This is a genomic window from Streptococcus parasanguinis (genome assembly GCF_015556095.1).
GTDB classification, from domain to species: domain Bacteria; phylum Bacillota; class Bacilli; order Lactobacillales; family Streptococcaceae; genus Streptococcus; species Streptococcus parasanguinis_Q.
In genome coordinates this window covers 49,152-67,030 of sequence record NZ_JADNLT010000007.1, presented here as the reverse complement: position 1 = coordinate 67,030, position 17,879 = coordinate 49,152, and the positions used below count along the sequence as shown (strand labels likewise).

Sequence of the window (17,879 nt, the reverse complement as noted above, 5' to 3'; positions counted from 1 at the left end):
CCTACTAATAACACTAAGGAGTATTTATGTCTCAATTTGATTTAACTCAATTAAGTAAAAAAAATCAAGAATTCGTTCGCATCGCCAAACACCAATTGCTTGAAAACGGAAAGACAGAGGAAGAAGCAGAAAGCCTCATCCAAGAAATTTTACCAGCTATCCATGAAAACCAAGGAAAAGGAATTCCGGCACGGACCCTTTTTGGTGCTCCAACTGTTTGGGCGAATTCTTTCAGCGAGAAAGAACGCTATGAAAAAGAGCATCCGAAATTAAACGATGCTCCCTCTCTCATGATTTTGGATTCCTTCCTCTTTATCTTTGGTGTTTTTGCTGCGATTAGCGCCTTTATGAACTTGGTTGCACCGCGTCGTACTGGCTATGGTTTGATCACCTTGATCCTTGGAAGTTTGACAGGGGCTCTGCTCTTGTATCTCATGTACTACTTCTTCTATCAGTATATGGATGGCACAAAAGATCGCAGTGAGCGTCCCTCTCTTTGGAAATCCATGCCGATTCTTGTTGGAGTCATGTTCCTTTGGGTCATTGTCTTGTCCTTTACTTCCTTACTCCCACAAGTTCTCAACCCAACTATTCCAGATGTTTTTGCCATCGTTTTAGGAGCTCTAGCGCTTGTCCTTCGCTTCTACCTCAAGAAACGCTTTAATATTAAAAGTTCGAGCACAGCACCTGCAACTCGACGCTAAAAAGAAACGGATGAAGTTTTCATCCGTTTTTGTTTTACTGTATTTCCCTGTTCAATCTTTTTGAAAAATAGAGGACTAAGTCATCATTGTTTTCACAAGAACTGTAAGGGGCCAAGGGGCGATCCCTAAACCAAATTCCAGATCCATCTGGGATATAGCCTCGTTTAACATACAGTCTTTGAGCTGGGCCATAACCCGAGTGTAAACCAACCCCTAAAGTAACAATCTCTGATAGTAGCCGGACTCTTTTTTCCGCCTCTTCTAAGAGTTGATTCCCAATTCCTCGACTTCTAAATGGCTCAAAAACATTAAAATCAGTTAGTTCAGGATAGACTCCCACGAAAGGGCCGTGCTTGGCAGCAGGTAATATAGTGATATAGCCTGCCACAAATCCATCCGACTCAGCTACTAATACGTCCCTTTCCCCATTCTCCTGATCCTGAAAATAGCTGGTCAAGATATCCTTTCTACCCGGCCACCCTTGGTGGATAAAGGCTTGAGAGATGTGCTCAATATCTGTCTTTATCATCCTCCTGATGATTACACCTTCCTTCATAGTTCCCTCCTTGATACATTTCTTCCCACATTATAACATGATTAGAGCTAGGGAAAGGTCAAAGAGGCCCACCCGGACCTGAAAAAAAGACCCACCCGGGTCTTTTTTTTAATCTTCGTTTACGAAAGGCATCAAAGCCATTACGCGAGCGCGTTTGATAGCTGTTGTTACTTTACGTTGGTTCTTCGCTGAAGTTCCAGTTACACGACGAGGAAGGATTTTCCCACGTTCTGAAACGAAACGGCTAAGAAGCTCAGTATCTTTGTAATCGACATATTCGATTTTGTTTGCTGCGATGTAATCAACTTTTTTACGGCGTTTGAATCCGCCACGACGTTGTTGAGCCATGTTTAATTCTCCTTTATAGTTTTAATTCGTTAAACCCATTCTTAGAATGGAAGATCGTCGTCTGAGATATCCATTGGATTCGCTCCAAATGGATTTTCTTCACGACCAAAGTTTGGCGCTGCATTGCTTGGTTCAGATCCACCAAAGCTTGGGGTTGCATTTCCAGCAAAACCACCGTTGCCTGATGAATAGCCACCACCTGCATGCCCTTCGCGTGCTGCACGGCTTTCCAATAGTTGGAAGCTGTCTGCTACGACTTCAGTGACATAAACACGTTGACCTTGCTGGTTTTCGTAATTACGTGTTTGAATGCGACCGGTAATCCCAATCAAAGCACCTTTCTTAGCCCAGTTGGCTAAGTTTTCTGCTTGCTGACGCCAGATCACACAGTTGATGAAATCGGCTTCGCGCTCTCCATTTTGACTCTTGAAGTTGCGGTTGACAGCTAGGCTGAAAGTAGCAACTGCTTGATTGCTTGGAGTGTAGCGAAGTTCAGCATCACGGGTCATACGACCGACAAGTACAACATTGTTAATCATAAGTCACCTCTGATGATTTCTTACGCGTCAACTTTTACGATCATGTGACGAAGAATGTCACCGTTGATTTTTGAAAGACGGTCGAACTCGTTAAGAGCTACAGCGTCGTTCGCTTCAACGTTTACGATGTGGTAAAGTCCTTCACGGAAATCTTGGATTTCGTATGCAAGACGACGTTTTTCCCAATCTTTTGATTCAACAACAGTTGCACCGTTGTCAGTCAAGATAGAATCGAAACGTGCTACCAAAGCGTTTTTAGCTTCTTCTTCAATGTTTGGACGAATAATATAAAGAATTTCGTATTTAGCCATTGATAATGTTCCTCCTTTTGGACTAATGACCCCCTGTCTTTGCAAGGGGTAAGTGAGGTTTACTCACAAGAAACTATTATACCAGACTTTTCGAACAAAGGCAAGAATTATCTTTAGGATTTAAAAAATGATTTCTGGACGTCCCCTTCGAGAAAAAAGAAAGAAATGTCCTAAAAAATGATATTTTATAGAAGAAACTATTCCCACTCTTCCTCTCCTTTCCTTAAAGAAAACTGATATCAGTTAGCTTTAAGCTTGAGTCTTTATACTAGCTTCAACAAATCTCAAGAAACGAGGAACGATTATGAATTATCTTATCATCCCCGCCTATCAACCGGATCTGAATCTTGTCAAACTGGTTCGCCTGGTTCACGCTAAGAGTGATCTCCACATCATCGTCGTCGACGATGGAAGTGACGACGACAAGAAAGTTATTTTTGACAAATTGGAAGGTCTTGCGACAGTCCTGACCCACGAGCACAATCAAGGAAAAGGCCAATCTCTCAAGACTGCTTATGCATACATTCTAGAAAGAGGCACCTATGGAAGCATTGTTACAGCTGATGCAGACGGTCAGCACAAAATTTGGGATATTTTCAGGGTTGTTAACCAATCTCAAGAACATCCTGGAGCACTTATTTTAGGAGCACGCGCCTTTTCTGGCAAAGTTCCTTTGCGTTCTGCTTTTGGAAACAAATTGACCCGTTTCCTCTTCAAACAACAAACCGGAGTGGCAATCAGCGATACCCAAACAGGTTTACGGGCTTTTACTACGAATCTCTTGCCTTTTATGCTTGAGGTTGACGGACAGCGTTATGAATATGAGATGAATGTTCTCCTTGCAGCAAGCAAGTCCTTCCCCATCGTGGAAGTTCCGATCGAGACGGTCTACATCAATGACAACGAGGGCTCCCACTTCCGACCTATCCGAGATGGCCTCATGATCTACAAGGACATGTTTAAATTTGCCCTCTCCTCTCTAAGTAGTTTTATCGTAGACTACTTGGTCTATGCCTTCTTCCTTTTTGTAATGATGGCAGTGCCCATTAGTCTTCGCATTCTCCTAGCAAACGGGATCGCTCGTGTGACGAGTTCCATTTTTAACTACTCGACTAACAAGCACCTGGTCTTTAAGAATAAAGACAGCGTCGCTAAAACAGGAAGTGGCTACTTTGGTCTAGCCCTCGGCCTCTTTATTCTCGATACGCTCTTGATTCGACTCTTCTATACTGCTTTCGGGCTCAATCTCCTGATCAGTAAAATTGTCGTTGGCTTCCTCCTCTTTCTGGTCTCATGGGTGATCCAGAAAAAAGTGATCTTCAAAGAAAGGACAGCTCCCCACCATGAAATTCTTTAAAAAATCCTATACCTATGCTACCTGCTTTGGTCTTCTTTTGACCAGCAGCTTTAGCTACTCAATGCTCAAGACCTTCGTCTTATCGGATGCTATCCAAACCGTTAGCGCGACCACATCGGACACCAAGGCCGCCAAAAAAGCAGTTGCTTCTGCTACAACGACCGATACTAGCTATTCAGATGACAATATCCAGGTGACTTTAACAGAAAAAACAGTTGAAAATACCCAGGTTTACATCGCAGATATCACAGTCAGTTCGGAAGATTATCTCAAAACAGCCTTTGCACAAAACACCTACGGAACAAATGTAACGGCCAAGACCTCCGTCACAGCCGCAAACAATAGTGCCATTCTAGCCGTCAATGGAGACTATTACGGAGCCAACAGCACCGGCTATGTCATCCGAAACGGAGTCGTTTATCGCGATACAGTTCGGGAAGACTCTAGCAATGGCGACTTAGCCATTTATAAGGATGGTTCCTTCAAGATTATCTATGAAGATGAGATCTCTGCGGATCAGTTGGTCAAAGACGGGGTCGTCAATCTCCTCGCTTTCGGTCCTTCCTTAGTTGAAAATGGTGAGATTACGGTAGACACCAACTCAGAAGTTGGACAATCCATGGCATCCAACCCCCGTACAGCCATCGGAATCATCGATGAAAACCACTACATTATCGTCGTGTCAGACGGACGGACTTCAGAAAGCCAAGGCCTGTCTCTCTACCAATTAGCAGAAGTGATGAAGTCTTATGGCGTCAAAACAGCCTATAACCTGGATGGGGGTGGATCTTCTACCCTTTACTTCAATGGCCAAGTTATTAATAAACCAACAACAAATGGTACTATCTCAGAAAGGGCGGTGAGTGACATTGTCTACATCGGTTACTAATCCTATTAAACAACGGTTGAAAAAAACGATTCTCTGGTACACTCTGATTTCAGCTTTCTTCTTTGTCGGAAGTCGCATCTATGAACACTTTAGTTTTGGAGAAACGTCGGCCTTCATGCACTACCTCTTCTTGATTCCTTTGATCGGTGGCGTCCTACTAGTGCTTCTACAGTTGATGGTGAAAGGCTTCTCTCGCCTGAGTCTCAATCTTTGGAATTCAGGAGTGGCTACCCTAACAGCCGGAGCCCTCTACCGAGGGATTGTCAACCTCTCTGGTCGATCTACCACAATGGATCAACCCTATTATTACCTTGGAGTTGCCTTTCTAGCACTAGCTCTGATCAGCCTCTTCTTTGTCCGCAGTGTCTGGGTGGAGAAAATAGCCTAAGATCAAAAACGTCCGTTTCTTTATAGAACGGACGTTTTTTAGGGTAAGTTAACGGATGAAGAACTTAGCCTTCGCGTTTTTTGCTGGCTACAAAGCCTGCTAAAGCTAGTGAGGTCATGCCAAAGAGGCTAAGGACGGTTGAAGCCAATTCTTCTTGACCTGTTTTTGGAAGACCGGTTGCTGGTGTAGCAACTACTTCCGCTTGACCACCTGTATGATAAGTGACAGCGACTGGTTTGTTTGTTGCCACTTCTTTTGTTTCGCTTGCAGCTGGTTGAGCTGGGCTTACTGGGCTTTCAGGTTGAGGAGTTGGGGTAACAGGAGACACTGGAGCTACAGGATGAACTGGATTTACAGGACTTACTGGATCAACTGGCGCTGGCTGTGGTTCTGGAGTTGGTTGAGGTTGTGGTTGTGGTTCTGGAGTTGGTGTTTCTTCTTCCACTTTTTCCACAAAGGTCTTATTGCCCAAGATTGAAGCAGACAACTTCTTCCCTGCCTTATTCACATCTTCGATGTATTGGATAAAGACTTCCGTATCTGGATTAATGGCACCGATCAATTTTGTATCGCGGAAGACTGAGAAGCCATCTCCGCCACCATACAAGAAGTCGTTGATAATCGCCTTGTAGGTCTTGTTGCGATCAATTTCAGTTCCATCTGCCTTGTAAGCTTTCACGACCTTATATGGATTTTCTTCTGTTGCATCAGCTGGTTTCGTATAGGTGTACTTGATCCCTGCCATTTGCAAGAAGTAAAGCTCTTTCTCATCATATTGTTGGTCCAATGCCTTGTAGATTTGGTCTCCAGTAATTTCAACTACTTGAAGGATATTTCCAAATGGTTGCACCGCTTGAGCTGCACCCCAAGTGACTGTTCCGTCTGGTTTCACCACGAGGTCTGCACGGATTCCTCCATTATTGGTGAAGGCAAAGTCAACATCTGGATAACCTGATTTTTTGGCAATATCTAGTTGCGCTGCTGTGACCAAATCTCCAACAGCACTTTCTTTTTGCGCATTCAACTCACGGGTAATATTTTCAGCCTTGTCTGCTGTACCGATTTTTGCTTCTGTTACCTTTTTAACCGTCGCATTGGCGTCATCGATGATCGCTTGAACCTTGGCATCTTTTGCTTTGCCTTTCGATGGATCCACCGCAATAATTTTAGCAGTTGGAGCTTTGACAAAGTCAGCTGTATCTGTATCTAGGACCCCACGGACATCCGAGTAAGCTTTCCCTTGAGAGGTACCTTGAACGATCAAGGTATTTCCAACCATCCCGTTTGTATATTGGTGGTTGTGACCTGCAAAGACGATATCCACTGAGTTTTCAGGATAGATTTGGTTTAATTTTTTGATCATATCTGCAGCAGGACCTTCTGCTACACCATTCTTACTAGTGGCAGCAACGTGGGCCAAGACAGCGATAGCATGCACACCTTGGTCATTTAATTCACGCGCATATTTAGCAATCGATTCTGCTTCATCCAAAACACGGTATTGTTCGTGATTTTTACGCAAAACAAGATTTGGGAATTCTGTCGTAACAACCCCGATAAATCCGACCTTAACGGTCTTGTCGTTGACTGGGATTTCTTTGATGGTATAAGGTTTCCAGTCAAATGGGATTTTATTGGTATCTTTGTCAACCAAGTTGGCAATTACAACTTCTTGTTTTGAAGCTTCATGAGGATACTCATCGACGATCTTATTGAATTGACCAGGTGTTGGGGCTTCTCCCTTCATGATCCGGTTGAATTCACCAAGTCCTTCGTCAAACTCGTGATTACCAAGAGTTCCGTATTCAAAGTTCATTTCATTGAAGACTTTTACAGTTGGTTCATCTTGAAGGAGGGCAGAGTTGGCTGGACTAGCGCCAACCATATCTCCCGCTTGCACACGGATGCTGGCATTAGGCGTTCCTGCATTCTCTGTTTCAAAGTCTTTTTGCGAATCGTTCAAATAGGTTGCCAAAAGTGGGGCTGTTCCTGCGTTTTTCACAGTTTCACCTTCTAAACGAGCTGTCCCTGTTTGTTCCAAGGCACCGTGGAAGTCATTGACGCCCATAAACTGCACGGGCAATTCGTCTGCAAAAACGCTATTGATCGCAAAAACACTAAGACCCGCAGCGACCGCTAGGATACTGCTTTTCAGGATAATTTTTTTCTTCATAGAATACTCCATTTTCTAATGTAGGATACTTCTCCAAAAAGGAGAACGCAGAACAGTTGATTTGCTGCAATCAGCTCTTCCATTTTACTATTTTTTCGTTTTTACTTCAATATTTTCCTGGAAACTCTTGCAATTTTATTTGAAAACGCTTGATTTCCGAACATCTATTCTCATCCTCTTACTTTTGTTACTTGCTGTTCATCACAAAAAAAGCCGGATTGCTCCGGATATTTAGAATGTAGACAAACTATTTTAAAGTTAAATAAGTAAAGCGATTCTGCAAAGAAATAAAAATGAGTTCCAATTTTTAAATCGATTCAAAAAAATGCCGAAACTTTCCGCTGTGAGAAAAGTGACTGAAACAATAACGTTTCAGGCACTCGGAATTATTGAGACCCTAGGCTCAATAATTAGTCATGGAACTTCGAAGAAGTTCGCTGACGTCCGTACTCACCTAAGGAAAGTTTTTAATATGACTTTGTCTTAAATCTGAAAAGCCGGATTGCTCCGGCTCTTTTTCTTATTTATTCACGTTTTCCCATTTCCAGTTTTGAACTTCTGGAATGTCGTCTCCGTTTTCACGGATGTAGTCATGGTGGAAGGCGATTGTTTCATCCATCTTCGCTGCAAATGCGCTTGCTGCATCTCCAAGAGCTGCATTAGCTGCATCTTGTGCCAAGTGGAAGCGATCCAACTCAGACATCACACGCATATCAAATGGTGTGGTGATATCCCCGTTTTCACGGTAACCATGTACACGAAGGTTATGGTTGTGACGGTTGAAGAAGATATCACGGATCATGCCTTCGTAACCATGGAAGGCAAAGATGACTGGTTTATCAGTTGTGAAGACTTTGTCGAACTCTTCATCTGAAAGTCCACGCGCATCAACGGATGGGTGACGCAATTTCAAGATGTCGATAACGTTGACAAAGCGGATCTTCAATTCTGGGAAGGCTTTGTGCAAGATTGTAATAGCAGCAAGAGCTTCTAAGTTTGGCTCTGTACCTGCAGCGGCAATAACAAGATCTGGCTCTTCATCTGCTGAAACAGTTGATGCCCAATCGATCACCTTGTATCCTTCACGAACCAATTCTTCTGCTTCAGCTGCTGAATAGAATTGAGGACGTGGGTGTTTAGAAGAAACGATCAAGTTGATCACATCTTCTCCCTTGAAGGCTTCATCCATTACCGCAAGCAAGCTATTGGTATCTGCTGGCAAGTACTCACGGATATATTCAGGAGTTTTCTCAGCCAAGTGAGTCAAGATACCTGGATCTTGGTGAGTGTAGCCATTGTGGTCTTGTTGGAAGACAGTTGAAGTTGCAATCAAGTTCAAGGCTGGGTAGTTTTTACGCCATGTTGTATGGGTCTTAGACTTACGCAACCATTTGAAGTGTTGAGTGATCATAGAATCTACAACACGAAGGAAGGATTCGTAAGAAGCGAAGAATCCATGACGACCTGTCAAGACATATCCTTCAAGCATACCTTCTGCTTGGTGCTCTGACAATTGAGAGTCAATGACACGTCCAGCTGGGCTCAAGGCTTCATCGTAGTCAGGTTTCATACGTCCTAACCATTGACGGCTTGTACGAGTGAAGACTTCTTGAAGACGGTTTGATTTGGTTTCGTCTGGACCGAAGATACGGAAGTTATCTGGGTTCGCATCTACCAAGTCTGCCGCATACTTACCAAATTCGATCATGTCTTGAGCCATGATTTCACCTGGTGTGTTGAATTGAAGGGCATGTTTCTTCCAATCAGCTGTGTTCATTGGTTTGATCACACCAGCATTTGTGATTGGGTTCATCGCCATGCGACGGTCACCTTTTGGTGCAATTTCCGCAATTTCAGGAACTAGTTTACCAGTTTCGTCGAACAATTCAGCTGGGCGGTAAGATTCCAACCATGAAAGAAGAGCATCGACATGCTCCATGTGGTGAGCATCTACTGGGATTGGAACTTGGTGCGCACGGAATCCACCCTCGATAGGTGTTCCTTCCCATGCTTTTGGACCAGTCCAACCTTTAGGAATACGAGCAATCAAGACAGGGTAAACTGGTTGAGTCGCTTCTTCAGCAGAACCTTTACGAGCTTCCGCTTGGACTTTCTTGATTTCTTCAATCGCTTCGTCTAATTTTTCTGCAAACAAAGCATGAGCTGCTTCGTGGTCGTCAGAAATAGCGGTTACGTCTGCAAAGATTGGTTTCCATCCAAGACCTTCAAAGAAGAGGGCCAATTCTTCGTCTGTTTTGCGTTCGAAGATCGTTGGGTTGTGGATCTTCCCACCATTGAGGTAGAAGATTGGAAGGATCGCCCCATCGTTGACTGGGTTCAAGAAGGTATTTGACAACCAACCAGCCATCAATGGACCTGTTTCTCCTTCACCGTCACCGATAACTGTGGCAGCAATCACATCTGGATTATCCAATACAGCACCTGCAGCGTGAGAAAGGGCATAACCAAGTTCTCCACCTTCGTGGATAGATCCTGGTGTTTCAGGCGCCGCGTGAGAAGCGATTCCTCCTGGGAATGAGAAGATCTTACACAAGTGTTTGAAACCTTCTTCATTTTGTGGGATGTTTGGATTTAATTCAGTATAAGAACCATCTAAGTATGAGTTCGATACCATTACTTGTCCACCGTGACCTGGTCCTTCAATGTAGAACATATCCAAGTCGTATTTGTTGATGGCACGGTTCAAGTGAGCATAGATAAAGTTTTGCCCTGGTACAGTTCCCCAGTGTCCGATTGGGTGAGTCTTCAAGTCGTTTTCAACGACTTCGCGCTTCAACAATGGGTTATCTTTCAAGTACATTTGAGCAGCTGAAATGTAGTTGGCTGCACGCCACCAAGCGTCTACTTTATCCAAGTAAGCTTTGCTGTTATAATCGACAGTCATCTTGTCTCCTCACAATTTCTAGACAGGTCTGTTGAACAACCTGTTCGTTTGATCAATAGTTTAAACAATCTGTTTTCACGACAAACAGATGATATTGAAGAAAATATTCAATATTGCTTCTATTCTATCAAGAATTTCCCTTTTTGTACATCAGAAAGTAAGAAAAATATTCTTTGAACGTCAAATTTTAATTTCCCACTAAAGTGGTTCCATTCCCTACAGGGATAGGTTTTAAAAAAAGACTTTGCTGATTTTTGCAAACGAGCAAAGTCCCAAATGAAATGGAGGAGGTTAAATGACTTTTTTACCATTTTTATAAACATCTGTCACTAGGTTGGTCGCAAAGAAATAGAAGAGATAATCTAGATTTGGTGCATCGTAAATAGTGATATCGGCCTGTTTTCCAGTATCAAAAGATCCAATGGTTTTGGCACGATCGACTGAATAAGCTGCATTAATAGTTACCGCATTGAGAATCTCAACTGGTGTCAAACGCATCATGAAGCAACCGAGGTGCATGGCAAACTGAAGATTGGCTGTCGGACAGGATCCTGGGTTACTGTCGGTTGTTAGAGTGATGGCCATCCCAGCATCCAGCATCTTACGAGCCGGTGCATAGGTATCTTCCATGAGGCTGAAGGTTGTAGCAGGCAACAGATTGCCGATAACTTTTGCTTTTGCTAGTTTTTGAATGCCTTCATCGGTAATCACCATCAGGTGTTCTGCGCTAGTAGATTCCAATTCAGCTGCAACATCCACACCACCGATAGACTCGATTTCATCCGCATGAATCCGCAGTTTGAAGCCCATTTCCTTGGCTTTTGACAGAAGATAGCGAGACTCATCTGCTGTAAAGACACCCTTTTCACAGAAGATATCACAGAATTCAGCTAACTTTTCTTCCTTCACTTTTGGAAGCATTTGCTCAATGATGAGATCTAAATACTCTTGAGAACGGCCCTTATACTCTGTCGGGATCGCATGAGCTGCCATAAAGGTCGAAACCAGATCAATTTCATGGTCACGGTCCAAGGCAGCTACTACATCTAGTTGGCGTTTTTCCGTTTCCCAATCCAAACCATAGCCACTCTTAGCTTCAACGGTGGTCACTCCATGACGCAACATATAGTCCAACAATCGTTTGGACTTGTTATAGAGATTGTCAAAAGATGCTTCACGAGTTGCCCGAACAGTGCTCAGAATTCCACCGCCTTGAGCGAGGATGTCTAAGTAAGAAACACCCGCTAACTTTTTCGCAAATTCATGTTCACGACTGCCTCCATAGACCAGGTGGGTATGACAGTCGATCAAACCAGGAGTCGCAACTTTCCCTTCACAAGATTTTACTTCCGTATGGTCATCGATCAGTTCTGGATCTGGTTGACCTGTTCCAACTGCAAGAATTTTTCCATCCTTAATAGCAATATAAGCATCGGATAGGATTCGCGCTTCTGCCATCTCTTTTCCATAGAGAGGATGGCCTAGATCATTTGGACAAAACAACTGGTTAAAGTGGGTTAAGATTACATCAGCAGACATATGAAAACATTCCTTTCTATTTCCATTGTTATTCATTTTACAATTCTACAGGAAAAGCGTCAAAAAAAAGTCAAAAAGTTTCTCCCTCATTATTTTTTGCTTTATTAAAAATTAAATTTATTTTTGACTCTTTATTGACGTTTCTTGGATACAATAAAGAAAATATAAATTCATAGTCTACACATAAGGAGGTTCCTACTATGTCATTTATAGACGATAAAGAAATTGCAGCTGCTATGTCTGTCAAACTTGACTTTGATGTCCTACCTGAAAAGGCAACTTTTCAAGAAGGCATCCGTCGTGCACCTGATAGAGGCTTCCGCTTAACGCAAGCTCAGACTGAGATTGCTCTTAAAAACGCTCTGCGTTACATCCCTAAAAAATTCCACCAAGAGTTGATCCCAGAATTTCTGGAAGAACTAAAAACTCGCGGTCGGATCTATGGCTATCGCTTCCGTCCAAAAGATCGGATCTATGGCAAACCAATTGATGAGTACAAAGGAAAATGCACTGCTGCTAAGGCTATGCAAGTCATGATTGACAACAACTTGAGCTTTGAAATTGCCCTTTATCCATATGAATTGGTCACTTACGGAGAAACAGGTTCTGTCTGTGCTAACTGGATGCAATACAACTTGATCAAGAAATACTTAGAAGTCATGACAGAAGACCAAACCTTGGTGGTTGAATCTGGTCACCCTCTCGGCCTCTTCAAGTCTAAACCAGAAGCTCCTCGCGTCATCATTACCAACGGTCTCTTGATCGGTGAGTATGACAATATGCGCGACTGGGAAATTGCTGAAGAGATGGGCGTTACCAACTACGGTCAGATGACGGCTGGTGGTTGGATGTACATCGGTCCTCAAGGGATCGTTCACGGTACCTTCAACACCCTTCTCAACGCTGGACGTCTTAAACTCGGTGTGCCTGATGATGGCGACTTAACTGGTAAACTCTTTATTTCATCTGGTCTCGGTGGTATGAGTGGAGCTCAAGGGAAAGCAGCTGAAATTGCAAAAGCTGTTGCCATCGTTGCAGAAGTGGACCGCTCTCGGATTGAAACCCGTCACTCTCAAGGTTGGATTAGCCAAGTAACCGACAGTGCCGAAGAAGCTGTGAAATTGGCTCAAGTAGCCCTTGAAGCGGGTGAATCTACTTCTATTGCCTACCATGGAAATATCGTAGACTTGCTTGAATATGTCAATGAACACAATGTTCACGTTCATCTCTTGTCTGACCAAACCTCTTGCCACAACGTCTATGATGGTGGCTATTGCCCAGTTGGGATCAGCTTTGAAGAACGGACACGTTTGTTGGCAGAAGACAAAGAAACCTTCCATCGCTTGGTCGATGAAACCTTGGCTCGTCACTTTGCAGTGATTAAAGCTTTGACGGCTAAAGGTACCTACTTCTTCGACTACGGTAATGCCTTCATGAAATCTGTTTACGACTCAGGCATCAAGGAAATTTCTAAGAATGGCTTGGATGACAAGGACGGCTTCATTTGGCCATCTTATGTAGAAGATATCATGGGACCTATGCTCTTTGACTATGGATACGGTCCATTCCGTTGGGTCTGCCTCAGCGGTAAACATGAAGACTTGATTGCAACTGACCACGCAGCTATGGAAGCGATCGATCCAACTCGTCGCTACCAAGACCGCGACAACTACAACTGGATTCGCGATGCTGAGAAGAACCAACTGGTGGTTGGTACACAAGCTCGTATTCTCTATCAAGATTGCATGGGCCGTGTCAATATTGCATTGAAATTCAATGAACTCATTCGCCAAGGCAAGATTGGACCTGTCATGATTGGACGTGACCACCACGACGTATCTGGTACAGATGCTCCATTCCGTGAAACATCAAACATCAAAGATGGTTCGAACGTCACTTGTGACATGGCGGTTCAATGTTACGCTGGTAACGCTGCTCGCGGTATGAGTCTCGTTGCCCTCCACAACGGTGGTGGTACTGGTATCGGTAAAGCCATCAACGGTGGATTTGGTCTCGTTCTAGACGGTAGCCACCGGATCGATGAAATCATCAAGTCTGCCATTGCCTGGGATACCATGGGCGGGGTTGCTCGTCGGAACTGGGCACGGAACGATCATGCCATTGAAACAGCCATCGAGTACAACCGTCTCCATGCAGGAACAGACCACATCACCATTCCGTATCTGGCAGATGAAGATTTGGTCAAAGAAGCCGTTCAAAAATTGTTTTAACATCAAAAAATAAAAACTGAGAAAGGGGAGGAAAATACAAAGACTCCTCCTCCCCAACTTCTCCTATAAAAAGAGGTAATCATATGGCAAAAATTGTTGAATGTATTCCAAACTTCTCTGAAGGACGCAATCAGGCTGTGATCGACGGATTAGCAGCTACAGCAAAAAGTATTCCAGGTGTCACTTTACTAGACTACTCGTCCGATGCCAGCCACAACCGCAGCGTCTTTACACTCGTTGGGGATGAAGAAAGCATTCAAGAAGTGGCTTTCCAATTGGTGAAATACGCTTCTGAAAACATCGATATGACCAAGCACGAAGGCGAACACCCTCGTATGGGGGCAACAGACGTTTGTCCATTCGTTCCGGTTAAGGATATCACTACAGCTGAATGCGTTGAGATTGCTAACAAAGTAGCCGAACGCATCAATCGTGAATTAGGTATTCCAATCTTCCTTTATGAAGATGCTGCAACTCGCCCAGAACGGAAGAACTTGGCGAAAGTGCGTAAAGGACAATTTGAAGGAATGCCAGAAAAATTGTTGGAAGAAGACTGGAAGCCAGACTACGGTGAACGCAAGATTCACCCAACTGCAGGGGTTACAGCTGTCGGTGTCCGTATGCCACTCGTTGCTTTCAATATCAACCTTGACACAGACGACCTAGAGATTGCCAATAAGATTTCTAAAATCATTCGTGGATCAAGCGGTGGATACAAGTACTGTAAAGCGATCGGCGTCATGCTAGAAGATCGCAACATCGCCCAAGTCTCCATCAACATGGTCAACTTGGAACAATTCCCATTGTATCGTGTCGTTGAAACCGTTCGTTTCGAAGCGCAACGCTATGGTGTTCGCATCATCGGAACAGAACTCATTGGACTGGCTCCTGCTAAGGCTTTGATCGACTCTGCTGAATACTACTTGCAATTAGAAGACTTTGACTACAGCAAACAAGTCTTGGAAAATCACTTGTTGGGTTAGAAAGGGAGTTCTATGAAACTAGTTGACTTAAGTATTACGGAGTTTGCCAAAGTTCTTGGTTCAGATGCTCCAGCTCCAGGTGGTGGTTCTGCTGCTGCTCTATCTGCTGCGAATGGGATTTCCCTTACAAAAATGGTCTGTGAACTGACCATTGGAAAGAAAAAATACGCAGAATTTGAAGACCACATCAAAGGGGTTCATGAAAAAAGCGCTCAACTCCAAGACCAATTACTAGAAGCCATCGATAAAGATACAGAAGCTTTCAACGTCGTATCAGCTGTCTTTGATCTTCCAAAAGAAACGGAAGAAGAGAAAGCCGCTCGTCGTGAAGCCATGCAAAAAGCTTTGAAACATGCGACAGTATCTCCTTTCTCTATGATGGAGCTCATCGTTGAAGCTCTTGAAACCACCAAAGAAGCTGTTGGCAAGTCCAACACCAATGCGGCTAGTGACCTAGGGGTAGCTGCTCTGAATCTTAAAGCTGGCCTTCAAGGTGCTTGGCTCAATGTCTTGATCAACATTTCAGGAATCAAGGACCAAGACTTCGTCCAAGAATACCACGGCAAGGGACTCAAACTTCTCCAAACCGGTTCTGATCTTGCAGATAACATTTACCAAAGCATTTTAGAAAGTCTATCTTAAACCTAGCAAATAAAAATAAAGAAAGAAGGGATTCTATGGTTTTATCGGATATTGAAATCGCCAATTCTGTCCAAATGAAGCCCATCACCGATATCGCTGCTGAACTTGGATTGACCGAAGACGATATTTCGCTCTACGGAAAATACAAGGCAAAAATTGATAGCAACCAACTGGAACAACTCAAGGATAAGGAAGATGGAAAGCTGATCCTCGTGACGGCCATCTCTCCGACACCTGCTGGAGAAGGAAAGACAACCACCTCTGTTGGCTTGGTCGATGCTCTTTCAGCTATTGGTGAAAAAGCCGTCATTGCCCTCCGCGAACCTTCACTTGGCCCTGTCTTTGGGATCAAGGGTGGAGCTGCCGGTGGTGGGTACGCCCAAGTGGTTCCAATGGAAGATATCAACCTTCACTTTACCGGAGACTTCCATGCCATTGGGATTGCCAACAACCTCCTTGCTGCCTTGATTGACAACCACATCCATCATGGCAATGAGTTGGGCATCGATTCTCGTCGCATCACTTGGAAACGGGTGGTCGACATGAACGACCGTCAACTCCGTCATATTGTCGATGGCCTTCAAGGAAAAACAAACGGAGTTCCTCGTGAAGATGGCTTTGACATCACCGTGGCTTCTGAAATCATGGCCATTCTCTGTCTCTCAGAAAATATCCTTGATCTCAAAGAACGTCTTGATCGCATCATTATCGGGTACAACTACCAAGGACAACCGGTCACAGCCAAAGACCTCAAGGCTGGAGGGGCCATGGCAGCTGTCCTCAAAGATGCCATTCATCCGAACTTGGTGCAGACTTTAGAACATACTCCTGCCATCATCCACGGCGGACCATTTGCCAATATCGCCCATGGCTGTAACAGTGTGCTGGCTACTAAACTAGCCCTCAAATATGCAGACTATGTCGTGACAGAAGCTGGTTTTGGAGCAGACCTCGGTGCTGAAAAATTCATCGATATTAAGTGCCGCATGGCCGGGCTCAAACCTGCTGCCGTTGTCCTCGTCGCAACCATCCGTGCTCTCAAGATGCATGGTGGAGTTGCCAAAGCAGACTTGGCTACCGAAAATGTCCAAGCCGTTATCGATGGACTACCAAACCTAGACAAACACTTGGCCAACATTCAAGAAGTCTATGGTCTACCAGTGGTCGTTGCCATTAACAAATTCCCACTGGATACAGAAGCAGAGCTAGAAGCTGTCTATGAATCTTGTAAGAAACGCCATGTAGATGTGGTCATTTCAGATGTCTGGGCACATGGTGGAGCTGGTGGTCGTGACTTGGCTGAAAAAGTCATTCAACTGGCTCAAGAAGAAAACCACTTCTCTTATGTCTATGACGAAGAAGACAGCATTGAAACAAAATTGACTAAGATCGTCACAAAAGTCTATGGTGGTAAAGGCATCAGCTTAACACCAGCGGCCAAACGCGAACTCAAAGAATTGGAAGTTCTTGGCTTCTCAAACTACCCAATCTGTATGGCCAAAACCCAATATTCCTTCTCAGACGATGCGAAGAAGATGGGAGCACCAAAAGATTTCACAGTTAAAATCAGTAACCTTAAGGTGGCTGCCGGAGCTGGCTTCATCGTAGCTCTCACTGGTACCATTATGACCATGCCTGGCCTACCTAAAGTTCCTGCCAGTGAAAAGATTGATATCGATGCCCACGGCAATATCACTGGTCTCTTTTAAGAAAGAAGGCGTCCTATGGTGACTCTCCTTCATCTTACCCCCGCAGATTATCAAATTTCTACCTGGTCCGGTGGCCAAACCACCCAACTCTTTCTCTCCCCAGAGGGAGGAAGCTATCCAGATCGGACCTTTGACTTCCGCCTCTCTACTGCAACGGTAGAGGTTGAAAAAAGTAACTTTACCGATCTCACGGGCTACCACCGAATCTTGATGCCCTTGAATGCCTCCATTAGGCTCACCCATCACCATAAAGAAGTGGTTTTGAACCCCTTTCAAAGCTACTTCTTTGATGGGGGAGATCCTGTATCTAGCCAAGGGACTTGTCAAGACTTTAATTTGATTTACAAACCTTCTTATCAGGGGCATATGAGTGCTATATCCCCAAAAGAGAGTGTCAAAAGTCAGAGTCGCTATCAATTGATCTACGCTCTCTGTCCACTAACACTCGAATGGGGAAACAATCATTCTCAAACTCTCCAAACTCACGAGCTCCTGGTGATCGAACAAGCATCTCCTCTTCAAGAGATGACAATCACGTTTTTACCCCATCAGTCTGGGGAGCAACCGATTGCTATCTGGACTGGACTACAATAATGTTCACAAAG

16 protein-coding genes are annotated in these 17,879 nt (G+C 44.1%); 9 read left to right on the top strand and 7 right to left on the bottom strand.

Annotated features, from left to right (window positions below; all coding sequences use genetic code 11):
- Nucleotides 1-26: 26 nt before the first annotated feature.
- Nucleotides 27-704 (top strand): DUF1129 domain-containing protein, encoded by a 678-nt coding sequence (locus tag I2E70_RS08155; RefSeq protein ID WP_195424399.1) that lies wholly within the window; start codon nucleotides 27-29, stop codon nucleotides 702-704.
- 34 nt (nucleotides 705-738) lie between these two features.
- Here I2E70_RS08155 and I2E70_RS08150 read toward each other — a convergent pair whose 3' ends face one another.
- From I2E70_RS08150 to rpsF, 4 genes are all read right to left on the bottom strand, one after another.
- Nucleotides 739-1,260 carry a GNAT family N-acetyltransferase gene (locus I2E70_RS08150; RefSeq protein WP_195424397.1) on the bottom strand — a complete coding sequence of 174 codons (522 nt, stop codon included), beginning with the start codon at nucleotides 1,258-1,260 and terminating at the stop codon, nucleotides 739-741.
- Between the two features lie 108 nt (nucleotides 1,261-1,368).
- Nucleotides 1,369-1,608 (bottom strand): 30S ribosomal protein S18, encoded by a 240-nt coding sequence (rpsR, locus tag I2E70_RS08145; protein WP_000068664.1) that lies wholly within the window; start codon nucleotides 1,606-1,608, stop codon nucleotides 1,369-1,371.
- A gap of 41 nt (nucleotides 1,609-1,649) precedes the next feature.
- Entirely contained in the window at nucleotides 1,650-2,147 is a 498-nt protein-coding gene (locus I2E70_RS08140; RefSeq protein WP_003008622.1) for a single-stranded DNA-binding protein, read from the bottom strand.
- A gap of 20 nt (nucleotides 2,148-2,167) precedes the next feature.
- A complete protein-coding gene (gene rpsF / locus I2E70_RS08135) occupies nucleotides 2,168-2,458 on the bottom strand; it encodes a 30S ribosomal protein S6 (RefSeq protein ID WP_003005040.1) in 291 nt (96 codons plus the stop codon).
- 304 nt (nucleotides 2,459-2,762) lie between these two features.
- Here rpsF and I2E70_RS08130 point away from each other — a divergent pair, with 304 nt between their 5' ends.
- Genes I2E70_RS08130 through I2E70_RS08120 form a run of 3 tightly spaced genes read left to right on the top strand, consistent with a single transcriptional unit; the run spans nucleotide 2,763 to nucleotide 5,092 of the window.
- Nucleotides 2,763-3,815, top strand: a complete 1,053-nt coding sequence (locus I2E70_RS08130) for a bifunctional glycosyltransferase family 2/GtrA family protein (RefSeq protein ID WP_195424394.1) — start codon at nucleotides 2,763-2,765, stop codon at nucleotides 3,813-3,815.
- Nucleotides 3,802-4,704: a phosphodiester glycosidase family protein gene (locus I2E70_RS08125; RefSeq protein ID WP_195424391.1), complete on the top strand. Its 903-nt coding sequence runs from the start codon at nucleotides 3,802-3,804 to the stop codon at nucleotides 4,702-4,704. The genes I2E70_RS08130 and I2E70_RS08125 overlap by 14 nt, the downstream gene beginning before the upstream one ends.
- On the top strand, nucleotides 4,685-5,092 hold the full coding sequence (locus I2E70_RS08120) for a hypothetical protein (RefSeq protein WP_195424390.1): 408 nt from the start codon (nucleotides 4,685-4,687) through the stop codon (nucleotides 5,090-5,092). The genes I2E70_RS08125 and I2E70_RS08120 overlap by 20 nt, the downstream gene beginning before the upstream one ends.
- A gap of 64 nt (nucleotides 5,093-5,156) precedes the next feature.
- On the opposite strand, the gene I2E70_RS08115 is transcribed toward I2E70_RS08120, so the two are convergent.
- The 3 genes from I2E70_RS08115 to hutI form a co-directional block, all read right to left on the bottom strand.
- Nucleotides 5,157-7,265 carry a surface-anchored 5'-nucleotidase gene (locus tag I2E70_RS08115; RefSeq protein ID WP_195424388.1) on the bottom strand — a complete coding sequence of 703 codons (2,109 nt, stop codon included), beginning with the start codon at nucleotides 7,263-7,265 and terminating at the stop codon, nucleotides 5,157-5,159.
- A gap of 520 nt (nucleotides 7,266-7,785) precedes the next feature.
- Nucleotides 7,786-10,170, bottom strand: a complete 2,385-nt coding sequence (locus I2E70_RS08110) for a phosphoketolase (protein ID WP_195424386.1) — start codon at nucleotides 10,168-10,170, stop codon at nucleotides 7,786-7,788.
- A gap of 291 nt (nucleotides 10,171-10,461) precedes the next feature.
- Nucleotides 10,462-11,709, bottom strand: coding sequence for an imidazolonepropionase (gene hutI, locus I2E70_RS08105; RefSeq protein WP_048716397.1), 1,248 nt, complete (start codon nucleotides 11,707-11,709; stop codon nucleotides 10,462-10,464).
- 200 nt (nucleotides 11,710-11,909) lie between these two features.
- On the opposite strand from hutI, the gene I2E70_RS08100 reads away from it, so the two are divergent.
- The 5 genes from I2E70_RS08100 to I2E70_RS08080 all read left to right on the top strand — a co-directional run bounded on the left by I2E70_RS08100 (nucleotide 11,910) and on the right by I2E70_RS08080 (nucleotide 17,868).
- Nucleotides 11,910-13,940: a urocanate hydratase gene (locus I2E70_RS08100; protein WP_195424384.1), complete on the top strand. Its 2,031-nt coding sequence runs from the start codon at nucleotides 11,910-11,912 to the stop codon at nucleotides 13,938-13,940.
- An 83-nt stretch (nucleotides 13,941-14,023) separates the two neighbouring features.
- Nucleotides 14,024-14,923, top strand: a complete 900-nt coding sequence (gene ftcD / locus I2E70_RS08095) for a glutamate formimidoyltransferase (protein WP_003008641.1) — start codon at nucleotides 14,024-14,026, stop codon at nucleotides 14,921-14,923.
- Nucleotides 14,924-14,935: 12 nt separating this feature from the next.
- Complete coding sequence (locus I2E70_RS08090; RefSeq protein WP_195424382.1) at nucleotides 14,936-15,565, top strand: cyclodeaminase/cyclohydrolase family protein; 630 nt, start codon at nucleotides 14,936-14,938, stop codon at nucleotides 15,563-15,565.
- Nucleotides 15,566-15,600: 35 nt separating this feature from the next.
- Nucleotides 15,601-17,274 carry a formate--tetrahydrofolate ligase gene (locus I2E70_RS08085; protein WP_155170173.1) on the top strand — a complete coding sequence of 558 codons (1,674 nt, stop codon included), beginning with the start codon at nucleotides 15,601-15,603 and terminating at the stop codon, nucleotides 17,272-17,274.
- Between the two features lie 15 nt (nucleotides 17,275-17,289).
- Nucleotides 17,290-17,868: a HutD family protein gene (locus I2E70_RS08080; RefSeq protein WP_003008647.1), complete on the top strand. Its 579-nt coding sequence runs from the start codon at nucleotides 17,290-17,292 to the stop codon at nucleotides 17,866-17,868.
- Nucleotides 17,869-17,879: the final 11 nt, after the last annotated feature.